Genomic DNA, 17,474 nt, shown 5'->3' with positions numbered 1-17,474 from the left:
CGAACAACTCCACCGCAGCAGCCATGACTCAACCTCAAGATTCCCAACACTACCCACGCGACCTGATCGGTTACGGCGCCGAGCCGCCGCATGCGCGATGGCCCGGCGGCGCACGCGTTGCGCTGCAGTTCGTGCTCAATTACGAAGAAGGCGGCGAGAACAACGTGCTGCACGGCGATGCCGGCTCCGAGCAATTCCTGTCGGAGATCATCGGCGCGGCCGCCTATCCCGCGCGACACCTGAGCATGGAGGGCATCTACGAATATGGCTCGCGCGCGGGGGTCTGGCGCATCCTGCGCGAGTTCGAGCGCCGTGGCCTGCCGCTGACAATCTTCGGCGTGTCGATGGCGCTGCAGCGGCATCCCGATGTCACGCGCGCGTTCGTCGAACTCGGTCACGAGATTGCCTGCCACGGCTGGCGCTGGATCCACTACCAGAACATCGACGAAGCCACCGAGCGCGAACATATGCGCATCGGCATGGAGATCATCCGCGAGATGACCGGATCGATGCCGCTGGGCTGGTACACGGGCCGCGACAGTCCCAACACGCGCCGGCTGGTGGTCGAGCACGGTGGCCTGTTGTACGACGCCGATTACTACGGCGACGACCTGCCGTTCTGGACCGAAGTGGAAGTCACCGGCGGCGAGAAGAAGCCGCACCTCGTGGTGCCCTACACGCTCGACTCCAATGACATGCGCTTTGCCTCGCCGCAGGGCTTCAACACGGGCGAGCAGTTCTTCCAGTACCTCAAGGATGCGTTCGACGTGCTGTACGCCGAAGGCGATCCGCGTGGACTCGATCGGCCCAAGATGCTGTCGGTCGGCATGCACTGCCGCCTGCTCGGCCGGCCGGGTCGCTTCCGCGCGCTGCAACGTTTTCTGGATTACGTGCAGGAGCACGACAAGGTCTGGATCTGCCGCCGCGTCGATATCGCGCGTCACTGGGTAGAGACGCACCCGTTCGGAGGCCAGGCATGACGGCGCCGGGTACCCCCTACACGATCGCGCAACTCAATGCGATGCCGGAGGCCGGCTTTGTCGAGGTGCTCGGCGGCATCTACGAGCATTCGCCGTGGTTCGCGGAGAGCGCCGCGCGCAAACGGCCGTTTGCCAACCTCGCCGCGCTGGCCGCGGCGTTGCGCGAGGCCGTCGATCAAGCCGGACGCGAGGCTCAGCTCACGCTGGTGCGCGCCCACCCGGAACTGGCGGGCAAGGCCGCGGTGCGCGGCGAGCTGACCGACGAGTCCACCCGCGAGCAGAGCGGCGCCGGGCTGCACCTGTGCACGCCCGCGGAGTTCGAGCAGCTGCAACAGCTCAATGCGGACTACAACCGCAAGTTTGGCTTCCCCTTCATCCTCGCGGTGCGTGGCTACGATCGCCACGGCATCATCGCGGAATTTGCAAGGCGCATCGATAACGCGCCCGACGTCGAGTTGCAAACCTGCATCAATCAGATTCATCGCATTGCGCAGTTTCGACTCGACGACTTAGTATCCGGCTGAGCAAAAAACGGGCGGATAAAGAAGAGAGAAATCAGAAGAGAGCAGGACGTCGTTCGCCATACCGGAGATTCGATAAAAGACGGTAGCACCCATCAGAGGCGCGCCGCGCCGGCCAGCCACAGCGAACCCAGCACAACACGTTCTGAACGGTATCAAACCACGGAGGTCTTTACCCATGTCGAAGCATTACAAGCCGGCTTTCAAGCTGGCGGCGATCGCGGCTGTCCTGTATTCGGGCGCCACCCTGGCGCAATCGGGCGTCACGCTTTATGGTCAGGCCGATATGTTTATCGGCGGCATCAAGAGTCCGGGCACCGGCGAACGCGCGTTCGTCGCGAACTCGGGCGGCATGCAAACGTCCTACTGGGGCATCAAAGGCTCGGAAGACCTGGGCGCGGGCACGCGCGCGATTTTCGACCTCAACGCGTTCTACCGGACCGATAACGGCCGCGTCGGCCGCTTCGACGGTGACTCGATGTTCAGCCGTAACGCGTTCGTCGGCCTCGAGAACAACACGTACGGTACGCTGAAGCTCGGCCGCAACACCACGCCGTATTTCGTATCGACGATTCTGTTCAATCCGCTGATCGACTCGTACGTGTTCTCGCCGATGGTGTTCCACACCTACTTCACGGCGTCCGCGCCGGGCGTCTACGATCCGGGCATCATCGGCGACTCGGGCTGGAACAATTCGGTGCTGTACTCCACGCCGACCTGGGGTGGCCTGACCGCCAACTTCATCTATGGCCTCGGCGAGAACGCCGGCAATTACAGCCAGAACAAGTGGGGCGGCAACGTGACCTACTTCAGCGGCGACTTTGCCGCGACGCTGGCGTTCCAGCAGGTCAAGTTCGACAACACGCCGTTCGATATCGCCACCGGTAACAACTCGCTGCTGACCGGCGTCAGCAAGCAGAGCGCGGTACAGGCTGGCCTCTCGTACGACTTCAAGATCGTCAAGCTGTTCGCGCAGGGCCAGTACATCAAGACCAGCGTCAGTGGCGCGGTGCCGAGCGGCGATATCAAGAAGACCACCGGTCAGGTCGGCGCCTCGGTGCCGGTGGGCGCCGGCGCGGTGCTGGCCACGTACGCCTACGGCAAGACCGACAACGCGATCTCGGACTTCAAGCGCAATACCTTCGCGCTGGCGTACGACTACAACCTGTCCAAGCGCACGGATGTGTACGCGGCCTACTTCTACGACAAGATTGTCGGCGTCGAACACGGCGACAGTTTTGGCGTAGGCATCCGCCACAAGTTCTGACGCGCGACGCTCTCTTCTCTTTTGGGAGAAGAGAGCGTGTTGCACGATTTTAAGATGCCGCGCCGCAGCAATCGCGCAAGATCGAAAGCAGGGACTTCATAGGCGGATTCAATTGGCGGCAGTCTCCTCGCAGTCCTTAAATGGGGTTCCGGACTCTGTGCCGGAATCACGAGACAGGAACGAGTGAGGTGACTCATGAGGCGTTATGCGAAGACCCGTTCGGAATTGATGGCGATCCTGAGCCAGTGCCTGGATAGCAATCCAGAGTGCGGTGAGTTGGAGTTGCACGCCATGCGCGTGCATCGACCTGATCACACCGGTTGCAACTGGAGTGCGGAAGTGGACTTCCGTGAGGACCGCTTCGATGACGTAACGCAGCAACTCGCAGCAGCGCGTTCGATCATCGTGGTCATGCGCGAGCAGTACAACGTGTTGCAATAGCTGCGCACACAGGGAATGGAAAAAAGCCGGGTCTTGCGACCCGGCTTTTCTTTTTGCTGCACCCTCACTGCGTGAGAGCTGCCATTGCTTTAACGCAGTGCGCCGGCTTCCGCCACTGCCACGGCCGTCATATTGACGATACGGCGCGTGGTGGCCTGCGGGGTCAGGATGTGCACCGGCTTGGCGGCGCCCAGCAGGATCGGACCCACCGTCACGCCCTGGCCGCCCGTGATCTTGAGCAGGTTGAACGCGATGTTGGCCGCGTCCAGCGTCGGCATGACCAGCAGGTTGGCGCTGCCGGCGAGCTTGGTGGTCGGCAGGAAGTGACGACGCACGTCCTCGACCAGCGCCGCGTCGCCCTGCATCTCGCCTTCCACCTCGAGCTGCGGTGCCACCTTCGCCAGGATCTCGGCCGCCTCACGCATCTTGCGCGCGGACGGACGCTCCGACGAGCCGAACATCGAGTGCGACGTCAGCGCGACCTTCGGATGCAGGCCGAAGCGCGCGATCTCCTCGGCAGCCAGTTGCGTGATGCACGCGAGTTCATCGGCGGTCGGATCGTCGTTGACGAACGTGTCGGTGATAAACAGCGTGTACTTCTCGAGCATCAGCGCGTTCATGGCCGCGAACACCTTGGCCTCGGGCTTCATGCCGATGACGTCGCGCACGTGTTCGAGGTGACCCTCGAAGCGACCCACCGTGCCGCACAGCAGCGCGTCGGCATCGCCCATATGCATCAGCATGGTGCCGATCAGCGTGTTCGAACGACGCAGCGCCACCTTGGCCATGTCCGGCGTTACGCCGTCGCGGCCACGCAGCGCGTGGTAGGCCTCGTGGTAGGCGCGGTAGCGCGGATCGTCGTCGGGATTCACGAGTTCGAAGTCCACACCCGCGCGCAGGCGCAGGCCGGCCTTGTCGATACGCATCTGGATCACGTTCGGGCGGCCGATCAGGATCGGACGCGCGAGGCCTTCATCGACCACGCTCTGCACCGCGCGCAGCACGCGCTCTTCCTCGCCCTCGGCGTAGACCACGCGCTTCGGCGCGGCCTTGGCAGCCGTGAACACCGGCTTCATCATCAGGCCGGTGTGATAGACGTAGTGCGTCAGTTGCTGGCGATAGGCTTCGTAGTCCTTGATCGGACGCGTTGCCACGCCCGATTCCTCCGCGGCCTTGGCTACGGCCGGCGCGATCTTCTCGATCAGGCGCTGGTCGAACGGCGTCGGGATGATGTAGTCGGGGCCGAACTTGAGCTCGGCACCACCGTAGGCAGCGGCCACGGCGTCATTGAGCTCGGCCTCGGCCAGCTCGGCGATCGCCTTCACGCATGCAAGCTTCATCTCTTCCGTGATCTTGGTCGCGCCGCAGTCGAGCGCGCCACGGAAGATGTACGGGAAGCACAGCACGTTGTTGACCTGGTTCGGATAGTCCGAACGGCCGGTGGCGATGATGCAGTCCGGGCGCGCGGCCTTGGCGACTTCCGGGCGGATTTCCGGTTCCGGATTGGCCAGCGCCAGGATGATGGGCTTGTCGGCCATCGTCTTGACCATGTCGCCCGTCAGCACGCCCGCGGTCGAGCAGCCCAGGAACACGTCGGCGTCCTTGACGATATCGGCCAGCGTACGGGCCGAGGTGTCCTGCGCGTAGCGAGCCTTGTTGGCTTCCATGTTGGCGTCGCGGCCCACATGGATCACGCCCTTCGAGTCCACCACGTAGACGTTCTCGCGCTTCACGCCGAGGCTCACCATGGTGTCCAGGCAAGCGATGGCGGCTGCGCCGGCACCCGACACGGCCAGCTTGACCTTGCCGATTTCCTTGCCCACGACCTTCAGGCCGTTCAGCAGTGCGGCGGCCGAGATGATCGCGGTACCGTGCTGATCGTCATGGAAGACGGGAATGTTCATGCGCTCGCGCAGCTTCTTCTCGATGTAGAAGCATTCGGGCGCCTTGATGTCCTCGAGGTTCACGCCGCCGAGCGTCGGCTCCAGCGCGGCCACGATCTCGACGATCTTGTCCGGATCGCGCGCATCGAGTTCGATGTCGAACACGTCGATGCCGGCGAATTTCTTGAACAGGCAGCCCTTGCCTTCCATCACGGGCTTGCCGGCCAGCGGGCCGATATCGCCCAGACCCAGCACTGCGGTACCGTTGGTCACCACCGCCACGAGGTTCGCGCGCGAGGTGTACTCGGCGGCCATCGACGGGTCCTTGGCGATCTCCTCGCAGGCATACGCTACGCCCGGCGAGTACGCGAGCGAGAGGTCGCGCTGGTTCGACAGGGCCTTGGTAGCGGTGACCTGGATCTTGCCTTTGGTGGGACTGCGGTGATACTCGAGCGCGGCGAGGCGCAATTGCGCCTCGGGACTGTTGGGGGCTTGCTGGGGGGCTTGTTGCGACGCAGCATCCGCGCCGGTAGTCTTGCTAGTCATTCTGCTCGTCCGGGAAGAGGCCATGCCCCGGGGTCCGTCCGGTCCGCGCCCGCGGATGCGTGACAGGCTCCGGCGGCATTGGCCGGAAAATTCGAGCAGCCATTCTAGCCCAGCGCGCATGCGCGGTGTACCAACTTTCTCTTCAGTTTCGGTACTACCTGCCTTACGGTTTGGCCTTTTCCACCTCTAAGGTCACGCGACGCGGCCGGCCACTCTCGGCTGGGAAATCGGCGAACGCGCTACGGATCATGTACGGCATCACGCCCGCGAGGCTGCCACCCTCGGTGGTATTGCGCGCGGTCACCTGATAGACGCGCTTGCCCGACTTCGCATCCTTGAAGAACACGCGCAGGCTCGCGAAGGTCACCGGTACATCGCGCACGATCGTCTGCGGCGGCCAGTAGCCCGGGCCGCCCCAACCCCACGGGCCGTAGGGTCGATACCAGCCGCCGTAGCCATAACCGCCATAAGGTCCCCAGTACGGTCCCCATGGGCCGTACCACGGGTCGGGATAGACGGTTTCCGCCACGCGCACCATGCCCGGCACCGCGTCATAGTCCATGGTAACCAGATACCTTGCCTGAGCCGCCGGGGATTGTTCGAATCCCACGCCGCCGAGCGCGGCCGCGAGCCATTGCTCGTACGTGGCACGCTCGAGCTGCGCGTCCTGCTGCGGCGTGTGTTCGAACGCGTAGGTGCGCGGCGCGTCGTTCTGCCATTCGGGCTGGCGGAACGCCGTGACCTCGGTGGTGATCGTGCTGGCGCAGCCCGAGAGCCATAGCGCCGCCAAAAGCGCGAGCGCGAGGGTCCAGCGCGTTCGTCCCGCCTGCCGATTGGAAATGTCTTGCCGCATGTTCGATCCTTCCCGCCTTCTTTTTAGTATCCCGCCACGCCAGTGAGACCCGTCGCGTGATGCCGCGTTCCCTGGCCGACCTCGTTCCACCCCGTTGGCTACAATGAGGGCTTCGGCGCTGCACCATGCCCGCCGTCGCCCCACTCGGTACACCCCAACGATTTCCCGAACACAGGATTTCCCCATGCTCCGCACCGATACGCCCGTTACCGTCTATCGCAAGGACTATACTCCGCCCGCGTTCGTGATCGATCATGTCGATCTGGTGCTCGAACTCGACCCGCAGCGCACGGTCGTCACGAGCACGCTGGGCTTCCAGCGCGCACCTGGCGCCGCCGCCGATGCCGCGCTGGTGATGGTCGGCGAGGAACTCGAACTGATCGGCGTGCGCCTCGATGGCCAGCCGTTTGCCGGCGTGAGCACCGCCACCGGCACGCTGACGCTGACCGGCCTGCCCGCGCAAGGCACGCTCGAGATCACCACCGCCTGCAACCCGGCCGCCAACACCACGCTGTCCGGCCTGTACGTGTCCAACGGCAATTTCTTCACGCAGTGCGAGGCCGAAGGCTTCCGCCGCATTACGTACTTCCTCGACCGCCCCGACGTGATGACGACCTACCGCGTCACGCTGCGCGCGGACCGCACCGCGTATCCGGTCCTGCTCTCCAACGGCAACCTGCTGAGCGAGCGCGGCTTGCCCGATGGCCGCCACGAGGCGGTCTGGGAAGATCCGTTCCGCAAGCCGTCTTATCTCTTCGCACTCGTGGCCGGCAAACTCGAATGCATCGAGGAACGCATCCAGTCCGCCTCCGGCAAGGAGAAGCTGCTGCAGGTGTGGGTGGAAGCGCAGGACATCGGCAAGACACGCCATGCGATGGACTCGCTGATCAACTCGATCCATTGGGATGAGCGCCGCTTCGGGCTGGAACTCGACCTCGACCGCTTCATGATCGTCGCCGTGGGCGACTTCAACATGGGCGCGATGGAGAACAAGGGCCTGAACATCTTCAACACCAAGTACGTGCTGGCCAACGCGCAGACCGCGACCGACGTCGACTTCGCCAACATCGAGTCGGTGGTCGGCCACGAGTACTTCCACAACTGGACCGGCAACCGCGTCACATGCCGCGACTGGTTTCAGCTGTCGCTGAAGGAAGGCCTGACCGTGTTCCGCGATCAGGAATTCTCGGCCGACATGATGGGCTCCGAGTCCGGCCGCGCGGTCAAGCGCATCGAGGACGTGCGCGTGCTGCGTCAGGTGCAGTTCCCCGAGGACGCGGGTCCGATGGCGCATCCGGTGCGCCCGGACAGCTACGAGGAGATCAACAACTTCTACACGGTCACGGTCTACGAGAAAGGCGCCGAGGTCGTGCGCATGTATCAGACGCTGCTCGGCCGCGATGGCTTCCGCAAGGGCATGGACCTGTATTTCCAGCGCCATGACGGCCAGGCCGTGACCTGCGACGACTTCCGCCGCGCGATGGCCGAGGCCAACGGCCGCGACCTTACGCAGTTCGGCCTATGGTACAGCCAGGCCGGCACGCCGGTGGTCACCGTGCGCACCGCGTGGAACGCCGCCGCCGGTACGCTCGATGTCACGCTCGCGCAGCGTTGCCCGAAGGTGGGCATCGAGACCCGCGACGGCACGCCCGCCAAACAACCGTTCCATATCCCGTTCGCCATCGGCCTGATCGGCAAGGACGGCGAAGACCTGCCGCTGCAACTCGAAAGCGAAGCGGCCGCTGGCGATACCACGCGCGTGCTCGACTTCACGCAGGCCGAGCAGACCTTCCGCTTTGTTGGGCTACCGGTTGGACTGCACCCCGGTGATGCTCCAACGCCGTCGCTGCTGCGCAATTTCTCGGCCCCGGTGATCGTTGACTATGAATACGCCGACGCCGAACTGACGTTCCTGCTCGAACACGACAGCGACCCGTTCAACCGCTGGGAAGCGGGCCAGCGTCTGGCCACGCGCGTGCTGCTGGAACTCGTGGGCGAAGCCCAGGCCGGCCGCGAACTGAAACTCAGCAAGGCGCTCGTCGACGCATTCCGCGTGGTACTGACCGACAGCACGCTGAACCCCGCCTTCCGCGAGCAGGCACTGATGCTGCCGGCCGAGGGCTATCTGGCCGAACGCATGGGCGTGGCCGACCCGGCCGCGATCCATCGCGCACGGCTGTTCCTGCGCGAAGGCCTGGCCCGCGCGCTCAAGGCCGAGTGGCTGGCCGCGTACGAGTCCAACGCGACGCCGGGCCCGTACTCGCCCGACGCGGAGGCCGCGGCCCGCCGCGCATTGCGTAACCTCGCACTCGCTTATCTGGCCGACACCGGCGAAGCCGACATGCAGGCACTGGCGGATCGCCACTACCAGCAGGCCGACAATATGACCGACCGCTATGCCGCGCTGGCGGCACTGGTCAATAGCTTCGCGCCGGGGCGTGAACATGCGCTGACCGACTTCTACCAGCGTTTCGAGAACGATCCGCTCGTCATCGACAAGTGGTTCTCGCTGCAGGGCATGCAACGCGGCGAGGTGGGCCCGCGCGCGGGCAAGCGCACGATCGAGGTGGTGCGCCATCTGATGGACCATCCCGCGTTCACGCTGCGCAACCCGAACCGCGCGCGTTCGCTGATCTTCAGCTTCTGCTCGGGCAACCCCGCGCAATTCCACGCCGAGGACGGTTCCGGCTACGAATTCTGGGCCGACCAGGTGCTGGCGCTCGATGCGATCAATCCGCAGGTGGCAGCGCGGCTGGCGCGTGTGATGGACCGCTGGCAGAAGTACGCGCTGCCGCTGCGCGACCGCATGCGCGCGGCGCTGGAACGCGTGGCGGCATCCTCGACGCTGTCGCGCGATGTGCGCGAAATCGTGGGTAAATCGCTGTCGGCCTGAGGCCGCCCTCGATCGAACTTAGCCTAGCCGGAAGCGGCGCCACGGTAGAATGGCGCCGATCCAAGGAGAACCCCACCATGACACGCATCAGTCTCACCCGATATCTGGTCGAGGAGCAGCGCAAGCACAACACGATCCAGCCCGAGCTGCGGCTGCTGATCGAAGTGGTCGCGCGCGCCTGCAAGGCCATCTCGAACAACGTCAGCAAGGGCGCGCTCGCGGGCATCCTCGGCTCGGCCGGCACCGGCAACGTGCAGGGCGAAACGCAGCAGAAGCTCGACGTGATCGCCAACGAGGTGCTGCTCGACGCCAACGAATGGGGTGGCCATCTGGCCGCCATGGCGTCCGAGGAAATGGACTCGTTCTACGAGATCCCGAACCGCTATCCCAAGGGCGAATACCTGCTGCTGTTCGATCCGCTCGACGGCTCGTCGAACATCGACGTGAACGTGTCGATCGGCACGATCTTCTCGGTGCTGCATATGCCCAAGCCGGGCCAGACAGTGACCGAGGCGGACTTTATGCAGCCGGGCACGCAACAGGTGGCGGCCGGTTACGCGGTGTACGGCCCGCAGACCACGCTGGTGCTGACGGTCGGCAACGGCGTGCACATGTTCACGCTCGATCGGGAAGCCGGCAGCTTCGTGCTGACGCAGCAGGACGTGCAGATTCCGGAGGACACCAAGGAATTCGCGATCAACATGTCCAACATGCGCCACTGGGCCCCGCCCGTGCGCCAGTACATCGACGAATGCCTGGCTGGCGAGGATGGTCCGCGCGGCAAGAACTTCAACATGCGCTGGATTGCTTCGATGGTCGCGGACGTGCACCGCATTCTCACGCGCGGCGGCATCTTCCTGTATCCGTGGGACAAGCGCGATCCGGACAAGCCGGGCAAGCTGCGCCTGATGTATGAGGCCAACCCGATGGCGATGCTGGTCGAGCAGGCCGGCGGCGCGGCCACCAATGGGCATGATCGCATTCTCGATGTGGAACCGACCAAGCTGCACCAGCGCGTGTCGGTGATCCTAGGGTCGAAGAATGAAGTCGAGCTCGTGACGCGTTACCACAGGGAAGCCGAGGGCAAGGCCTGACCGGTTGGCGCCATAACAAACGCCCCGCTCGCGGCAGCGCGAAGCGGGGCGTTGTCTTTCCGCCCAGCGTTATTTGAGCAGCAGATCCGGCAGCCACATCGAAAACGCCGGCACGTAGGTCACCATCAGCAACGCGGCCAGCAAGGCGCCGTAGAACGGCCAGATGGTCTTCATGACCTGCCCTACCGACACGCCCCCGATCGCGCATCCCACAAACTGCGTGGTCCCCACCGGTGGCGTATTCAACCCCAGCGCGCAATTGATCAGCATCAACATGCCGAACTGCACCGGTCCCATGCCGTAGTGCTGGCAGATCGGCAGGAAGATCGGCGTGCAGATCAGGATCGTCGCGGCCATGTCGAGGAATGTGCCGAGCACGAACAGCAGCACGTTGACCATCAGGAAGATCATCCACGGGCTGGTCGACAGCGAACTGAGGAACTGGCCTGTGAGTTCGGCCACGCCATACAGGCTGATCAGATAGCCGAACGTGCCCGAGATGCCGATCAGCAGCAGCACCACACCCGTCGTCTTCACCGCCTTGGCCGCCGCGCGAATAAACTGCTCCCTGGTCAGCGAGCGATACACCACCACCGTCAGCGTCAGCGCGTAGAGCACCGCCACTGCGGCGGACTCGGTCGCCGTGAACACGCCCGACAGAATACCCACCAGAATCAGCACCACCACGAACAGGCCCGGCAGCGCGGCCGCGAGCGAGTGGCCGACCATCTTCCAGCCCGGGAACGTGCCGGCCGGATAGCCACGGCTACGCGCCACGAAGTACGCGGCCGCGAGGTTGCACAGCGTCAGGATCAGCGCCGGTACCACGCCCGCCAGAATCAGCGCGGCAATCGACACCTTGCCGCCCGCAGCCAGCGTGTAGATGATCATGTTGTGGCTGGTCGGCATCAGCGCGCCCACGAGCGCCGCGTGCGTGGTCACGTTGACCGCGTAGTCCGCGTGATAGCCCTCGCGCTTCATCATCGGGATCATCACCGCGCCCATCGCCGATACGTCGGCCACGGGCGAGCCGCTGACGCCGCCGAACAGCGTGCACGCGACCACGTTCGACATGCCTAGCCCACCGCGCACATGGCCGGCCAGCGATTTGGCAAAGCCGACGATGCGATCGGCGATACCGCCGTACAGCATCAACTCACCCGCGAAGATAAAGAACGGAATCGCCAGGAACGAGAACGCGTTCATGCCCGACGTCATCTGCTGAAACACCACCGCGAGTGGCAGCCCCTCGTAGAGGATCGTCGCCACTGCTGAGAGTCCGATCGCAAACGCCACCGGCACGCCGAGAATCAGCAGCCCGAAGAAGCAGACGGAAAGAATGATCAGTGCCATGCGGGCTCCACTTCGGTCCCCTTGACCACCGCGATGAGGTGTTCGATCGAAAACAGCACGATCAGCGTGCCCGCGATCACGGGCGGCAGATAGCGCCAACCCTCCGAGATACCGAGCGTCGGCAGCTTGTAGTCAGCGACGGAAAGCGCCAGCAGCGCGCAGTTCCACGCCATCACCGCGCCGAAGGTGCCGACCAGCACGTGAATCAGCAGCTCGATCTTGATGCGGATGCGCTCGGGCGCAAGCACCAGCAGCGATTCGAGCCCGATATGGCCCGCGTCGCGCACGCCCACCGCGGTGCCGAGCATCGTCACGTACAGCACGAGCAGCATCGCGATGGTTTCCGCCCACGTGGGCGTGTCGTTGAGCACGTAGCGGCCGAACACCTGCACCAGCACCGCGATGACCAGTAGCACGAGGCCGGTGATGCCAAGCGCCATGCAGGCACGCGCGAGCGTGGCGCAGAAGCGCGTGTAAAGGTTCGGTGCCGCGTTTAGTTTCTCTTCCGGCAGCGCGGGAGATACCTCATTGGATACCTCATTGGATACCTCCGCGCTGGCCGGGGTGGACGATGACGACATCATGGTCTCCCCTGCCCGCCGTTACTTCGTTTCCTGCGCGCGGCGCACGTAGTCCTTCATCTGCGGGCTCGTGATAAAGCGGTCGTACACCGGCTTCATCGCGGCCTGGAACGAGGCCTTGTCCACCTGGATGATCTGCACGCCCGCAGCCTCGACGATCTTGCGTGACTTCTCCTCACGCTCGTCCCACAGCTTGCGCATATACGGCACCGAGTCCTTCGCGGCCTGACGCACGATCTGCTGATCCGCCGCCGGCAGGCGATCCCACGCGAGCTTGGAGAACAGCAGCATCTCGGGCGCCATCGAGTGCTCGGTCATCGAGTAGTACTTGGCCACCTCGAACTGGCGCGAGCTTTCATAGCTGGGCCAGTTGTTCTCGGCGCCATCGACGAGGCCCGTCTTCAGGCCCGTGTACACCTCGCCCCACGGCATCGGCGTGGCATTGGCGTGCATCGCTTCCATCAGCGACACCCATAGGTCGGACTGCTGCACACGAATCTTCATGCCCTTGGCATCGGCCAGCGTGCGGATCGGACGCTTGGTGGTGTACAGCGAGCGCGAGCCGCTGTCGTACCACGCCAGGCCGATAAAGCCGTTTTTCTCGCACGACTTCAGGATGTCGTCACCGACCGGGCCATCGAGCACATGACGCATATGGTCCGTCGAGCGGAACAGGAACGGCATGGTCGGCACGATGGTCGCTTCGCAGATGTTGTTCATCGCCGCGGCGTTCACGCGCACCAGTTGCAGTGCGCCGATCTTGGTCTGCTCGATTGCATCCTTCTCGCTGCCGAGCGAGCCCTGCGCGTACACCTTGATCGACAGCCGGCCGTTGGTGCGCTGCTTGAGCAATTCGCCCATATGGCGCACCGCGAGCACGGTCGGATAGTCTTCTGGGTGGATATCGGCCGAGCGGAAGTCGGCGGCGTGTGCGACGGTTGCGACGGGCGCCGCCAGCAGCGGCAGCATGGCGGCGGCAAGCGTGACGCACGCGCGTTGGAACGAGCGGTTGAAAAGCATCGGTGTCTCCGTTTCTAGTTATGACGCGATGATGGTGATGGTTTGGATCAGTCTTTCAGCATGGGCTCCGGCAGGCCCTGCACGCCCGGCTGCAACGCAAAGACAGCACCGGACATGGGGTCCTCGGCATCGCTGGTGCGAATCGAGGTGACATACAGCGTGTCGAGTTTCTCTCCGCCAAACGCGCACATGGCGGGCTTGGCGACGGGCACGGCGATGCTGCGATCGAGCTTGCCTGCCGGCGTAAAGCGATGAATCTGCCCGGCATCGTTGCCGCAGATCCAGTAGCAGCCTTCAGCGTCAACGGCGGCGCCATCAGGCCGACCCGGCAACGCCGTCATATCGACAAACACGCGCTGGTTCGACGGTGTGCCCGTGTCGATGTCGTAGTTGAACGCCCACACAAGCTGCCGCGTGGGATGGGAATCGGACAGATACATCGTGCGGCCATCGGGACTGAACGCGAGACCGTTGGGCGTGATCAGCGACGACAGCACTGGTGTCACGCCATCGCTGAAGTCATAGCGATAAAGCTGGCCATCGTCGGCTGCCCGCGACATGTCCATCACCATCGTGCCGGCCCAGAACCGCCCCTGCCGATCGCAACGCCCATCGTTGAAACGCATGCCTTCACGCGCATGCGTGACCTTGGCCACGCGCCTCAGCAACGGCGCAACCATGCCGGGTACGAACGCCGTCGAGCGAAACAGTCCGCTCTCCATCGCCAGCAGCCATCCACCATCGGCCGCCATGGCCATGCAGCCTGCCATCTCGGGCAGTTGCCACGAGCTCGACTGCCCGCTCGACGGATCCCACCGCCACAGCGTGCGATTCGGAATATCGGTCCAGTACAGCGCGCGTTCGCCGCCATGCCACACCGGGCTCTCGCCGACGCCGCAACGCATATTGCCGATCCGTTCGATCCCCATCGTGGCCGCCACCGCGTTCATGGCGCTCAGTCTCCGAACGGACCAGCCTTGACGAATGCCCCGCCCTGATACCAGCCAGCGGGATCGTCCGCAGGCAACGGCGGCACCGATTCGACCTTGGCGCGGAACTGCTCGGAGCTCTCGACGGGCTTGAAACCAAGACGCTCAGCCTTGCCGTTATCCCACCAGCGATCGCGATTGGCCGAAGCCCCATAGACGATAAGGTTGCCCACATCGGGCACAAATATCGAGCGCTTGATCAGCTGCTCGAGGTCGTCATAACCTAGCCACGTGATCAACATGCGACGATCCTTCGCTTCCGGGAACGACGAGCCGATGCGCAGGCTCACGGTCTCGATACCGTAGCGATCGAAATAGAAGCTCGCCATCTGCTCGCCGAACGCCTTGCTGATGCCGTAGTAGCCATCGGGACGCGGCACGGTGTCCGAGTCGAGCATATCGCCCTGCTTGTAGAACCCGATGACGTGGTTCGAGCTGGCGAACACCACGCGCTTCACGCCATGGCGACGCGCGGCTTCATAGATGTTGTACGTGCCTTGAATATTGGCCGGCAGGATTTCCTCGAACGGCCGCTCCACCGACACTCCGCCGAGATGCACGATCGCATCGACACCTTCGACCAGTGCATGCACGGCCTGCGGATCGGCAAGATTGCACGTCACGAGTTCTTCCTGCGCGTGCGCGGTGCCGAGGTCCGCGATGTCCGAGAGCCGGACCACATCGGCATAACGCTTGAGCCGGTCGCGCAGGACCTTGCCGAGGTTGCCCGCGGCGCCCGTCATCAGAATGCGATGGCAACGCGCGGTGACGCCGTCGAGCGGGTCTTTCGATGCAAGAGACATGTTTATTACGTGTGTTATTGATCTGTCGTCATACAACGTGTGAGCAATCTAAACCTGCGTCTCTAACCGGTCAATGTGGTTCTCATCGGTGTATTCCCTAGACGTTTTCTCTTGCAGACATACATGTGGCGCGCGGCGTTGGCGCCATATACACGGGATCGTGCGATCATGAAAAGGTATGACGTCCTAGGACTGTGTCAGCGGGATGACAGGCCATTGAGCGTTCTCCGCGGCATAGAAAAAATGGCTCGGGGGCTTCACAAAACGCAAAGCCGCTGCTATTATCGCGGTCTCTTATCCGATGCGACGCAAATCCATCGGTGTGGGCCGAAGTAGCTCAGTCGGTAGAGCAGCTCATTCGTAATGAGAAGGTCGGGGGTTCGATTCCTCTCTTCGGCACCATAAAGAATTCAGCAGTACCAGGCACATCAGATGCCATTTAGAAACCCGCTTAGCGCAAGCTTCGCGGGTTTTTTGTTTTTCTCCCGCTTGTTTTCCTCCGCCTCGTAGTTCTACGAACTCGCCAACCGTTTCACCGATTTAAGGCTTCTTGCGATTCCGAAATCACGAGCCTGCGCAAACACTTGCGCCGTCTCAACTCGAACATCACAAGCCACGCCGAATCACATGAAACTCATTATCCGCAATACCGCCCTCGCCACACTCCCCCTCGCCGCCATCCTGAGCGCCGCCTTCGCCGCGGACAACGCCGACCTGACGATCAAGGGCAGCATCAAGCCCTCCGCCTGCTCGATAGCATTGTCCGATAACGCCCTTATCGACTTCGGCACCATCCATGCCCCGGCACTCAGCCAAACCTCCGCAACTCGCATGGCGTCGAAACTGTTCACGATGACCATCCACTGCAACGCGCCCACCAAACTCGTACTGAGCATGATCGACGGTCGCCAGGGAACGGCCAACGACGCGGCAGGAAGCGCGATCTATCCGTTGGATTACGTCTGGTATGGCGCGGGCAAGGCAGATGGCAAGAATATTGGCGCATACACCATCCAGCGCAACGCGCAGACACTCGCGACGGTCGACGGGCAGGTAGCGACGACGCTCTACACCACCGATGGCGGAAATTTATGGAATCAGACCCAGCAAGTGGACTGGAGCCAACCCGCCACCCGCGGACACGGCTGGTCGAGCGGCCCAGCCTCCGCGCCAGGCGCATTCAAGACCATCACCCAGCAATGGCAACTCGACTTCGCCATCGGCAAGGCAACGGACTTGCCGCCCCTCACTCAGGACATCCATCTCGACGGTTTGGTGACCTTTGAGATCAAGTATTTGTAACAGTCATCGCACACATCCGGACAGAACAGGCACATCACCCGCTCGCCACGATACACAGACGACACAATGTTCGCTGCTTATCACCCTATTTCATAGTCGTTTTACGAACTATTGGGCAGTTTCCATTTTTAGTATTTTTACGATTCAGAGGTAGCCGTCCAACGAGCAGACTTCATGCCGTTCCAGCGCGAACACTGCTTTTTAAACTCTGAGATACATCGAAATATCATGAACACCACTATTCGTAATACCGCCCTCGCTTCCATCCTGTTTGCCGCCGCTTCCAGCGCAGCCTTCGCCGCCGGCTCCGCCAACCTGACGGTCACCGGCACGATCAAGCCTGCCGCCTGCGACGTTACCTTCTCGGGTGGCGGCGTGATCGACCTCGGGACGATTGCCGCCAACACACTCAGCGATACGGCACCGACCAAACTGGCCGCCAAGAATTCGTCCTTCTCCGTCACCTGCCAGTCCGCAACCCGAGTGATGTGGACCACGGGTGACAATAGCGCAGGCAGTGCGAACGCAAACGCCGGCGCGGCTCTGTCTAACGCCTCGAAGGCCTATTTCGGTCTGGGCAACGTCGGTGGCAAGAATATCGGCGCATACGTCATCACCATGGACCAGACGCCAGCCGTCGCTGACGGCAAGAACGTGGGCATGATCGCCTCTTTCGACCAAGGCAAGACCTGGGCGGGCTATACGTCCGCCATCGCCGTCAACACCCATGGCTATCAAGGCATGTCGTGGGCAACGACCGGTACCATCGCTCCCGTCGCATTCATGACTGCCACGCAACCGTTCAAGGTCGAAGCGGCCATCGCCAAGACCGGCGAACTGCCCGCACTGACCCAGGACGTCGCCATCAACGGCTCGGCGACCATTACGCTGACGTATCTGTAATCGTCAGCTAGCACTGGTTCACGCAGCATGACCAAGTGGCCCGCC

Annotated in this window: 15 protein-coding genes and 1 tRNA gene; 9 read left to right on the top strand and 7 right to left on the bottom strand. The window is 63.2% G+C overall.

The genetic code is table 11. The features are described 5' to 3' along the window. Window positions 1–23 precede the first annotated feature (23 nt). The 4 genes from puuE to LDO41_RS17755 all read left to right on the top strand — a co-directional run bounded on the left by puuE (window position 24) and on the right by LDO41_RS17755 (window position 3,209). Window positions 24–980 carry an allantoinase PuuE gene (puuE, locus tag LDO41_RS17770; RefSeq protein WP_223990577.1) on the top strand — a complete coding sequence of 319 codons (957 nt, stop codon included), beginning with the start codon at window positions 24–26 and terminating at the stop codon, window positions 978–980. Then, window positions 977–1,504, top strand: coding sequence for a 2-oxo-4-hydroxy-4-carboxy-5-ureidoimidazoline decarboxylase (uraD, locus tag LDO41_RS17765; RefSeq protein WP_223990576.1), 528 nt, complete (start codon window positions 977–979; stop codon window positions 1,502–1,504). Before puuE ends, uraD begins: the two co-directional genes overlap by 4 nt. Before the next feature lie 175 nt (window positions 1,505–1,679). Continuing rightward, complete coding sequence (locus LDO41_RS17760; protein WP_223990573.1) at window positions 1,680–2,768, top strand: porin; 1,089 nt, start codon at window positions 1,680–1,682, stop codon at window positions 2,766–2,768. A 195-nt stretch (window positions 2,769–2,963) separates the two neighbouring features. Further along, a complete protein-coding gene (locus LDO41_RS17755) occupies window positions 2,964–3,209 on the top strand; it encodes a hypothetical protein (RefSeq protein ID WP_223990571.1) in 246 nt (81 codons plus the stop codon). Window positions 3,210–3,298: 89 nt separating this feature from the next. On the opposite strand, the gene LDO41_RS17750 is transcribed toward LDO41_RS17755, so the two are convergent. Beyond that, complete coding sequence (locus tag LDO41_RS17750) at window positions 3,299–5,638, bottom strand: NADP-dependent malic enzyme (protein WP_223990570.1); 2,340 nt, start codon at window positions 5,636–5,638, stop codon at window positions 3,299–3,301. A 163-nt stretch (window positions 5,639–5,801) separates the two neighbouring features. Continuing rightward, a complete protein-coding gene (locus tag LDO41_RS17745) occupies window positions 5,802–6,491 on the bottom strand; it encodes a DUF4136 domain-containing protein (protein ID WP_223990568.1) in 690 nt (229 codons plus the stop codon). 184 nt (window positions 6,492–6,675) lie between these two features. Between LDO41_RS17745 and pepN the strand changes: the two genes are divergently transcribed. Then, window positions 6,676–9,384, top strand: a complete 2,709-nt coding sequence (gene pepN / locus LDO41_RS17740; RefSeq protein ID WP_223990566.1) for an aminopeptidase N — start codon at window positions 6,676–6,678, stop codon at window positions 9,382–9,384. 77 nt (window positions 9,385–9,461) lie between these two features. Next, window positions 9,462–10,478 carry a class 1 fructose-bisphosphatase gene (locus LDO41_RS17735; RefSeq protein ID WP_223990564.1) on the top strand — a complete coding sequence of 339 codons (1,017 nt, stop codon included), beginning with the start codon at window positions 9,462–9,464 and terminating at the stop codon, window positions 10,476–10,478. Window positions 10,479–10,547: 69 nt separating this feature from the next. Here LDO41_RS17735 and LDO41_RS17730 read toward each other — a convergent pair whose 3' ends face one another. The 5 genes from LDO41_RS17730 to LDO41_RS17710 form a co-directional block, all read right to left on the bottom strand. After that, window positions 10,548–11,831 carry a TRAP transporter large permease gene (locus LDO41_RS17730; protein ID WP_223990562.1) on the bottom strand — a complete coding sequence of 428 codons (1,284 nt, stop codon included), beginning with the start codon at window positions 11,829–11,831 and terminating at the stop codon, window positions 10,548–10,550. Beyond that, window positions 11,822–12,271, bottom strand: coding sequence for a TRAP transporter small permease (locus LDO41_RS17725; RefSeq protein WP_223991385.1), 450 nt, complete (start codon window positions 12,269–12,271; stop codon window positions 11,822–11,824). The genes LDO41_RS17730 and LDO41_RS17725 overlap by 10 nt, the downstream gene beginning before the upstream one ends. A gap of 162 nt (window positions 12,272–12,433) precedes the next feature. Beyond that, window positions 12,434–13,381 (bottom strand): TRAP transporter substrate-binding protein, encoded by a 948-nt coding sequence (locus tag LDO41_RS17720; RefSeq protein ID WP_223991383.1) that lies wholly within the window; start codon window positions 13,379–13,381, stop codon window positions 12,434–12,436. Between the two features lie 98 nt (window positions 13,382–13,479). Then, the gene (locus LDO41_RS17715; protein ID WP_223990560.1) at window positions 13,480–14,382 is read right to left on the bottom strand and encodes an SMP-30/gluconolactonase/LRE family protein; all 903 of its coding nucleotides are present in this window, start codon (window positions 14,380–14,382) and stop codon (window positions 13,480–13,482) included. 5 nt (window positions 14,383–14,387) lie between these two features. After that, complete coding sequence (locus LDO41_RS17710) at window positions 14,388–15,224, bottom strand: NAD-dependent epimerase/dehydratase family protein (RefSeq protein ID WP_223990558.1); 837 nt, start codon at window positions 15,222–15,224, stop codon at window positions 14,388–14,390. A 326-nt stretch (window positions 15,225–15,550) separates the two neighbouring features. On the opposite strand from LDO41_RS17710, the gene LDO41_RS17705 reads away from it, so the two are divergent. The 3 genes from LDO41_RS17705 to LDO41_RS17695 all read left to right on the top strand — a co-directional run bounded on the left by LDO41_RS17705 (window position 15,551) and on the right by LDO41_RS17695 (window position 17,429). Continuing rightward, window positions 15,551–15,626: transfer RNA gene (locus tag LDO41_RS17705), tRNA-Thr, on the top strand. Window positions 15,627–15,851: 225 nt separating this feature from the next. After that, on the top strand, window positions 15,852–16,526 hold the full coding sequence (locus LDO41_RS17700; RefSeq protein ID WP_223990556.1) for a DUF1120 domain-containing protein: 675 nt from the start codon (window positions 15,852–15,854) through the stop codon (window positions 16,524–16,526). 174 nt (window positions 16,527–16,700) lie between these two features. After that, window positions 16,701–17,429 carry a DUF1120 domain-containing protein gene (locus tag LDO41_RS17695; protein WP_223990554.1) on the top strand — a complete coding sequence of 243 codons (729 nt, stop codon included), beginning with the start codon at window positions 16,701–16,703 and terminating at the stop codon, window positions 17,427–17,429. Window positions 17,430–17,474 lie beyond the last annotated feature (45 nt).

The organism is Cupriavidus pampae (assembly GCF_914271485.1).
In the GTDB taxonomy this organism is placed as follows: domain Bacteria; phylum Pseudomonadota; class Gammaproteobacteria; order Burkholderiales; family Burkholderiaceae; genus Cupriavidus; species Cupriavidus pampae.
This window is presented reverse-complemented; position numbering and strand designations above follow the sequence as displayed.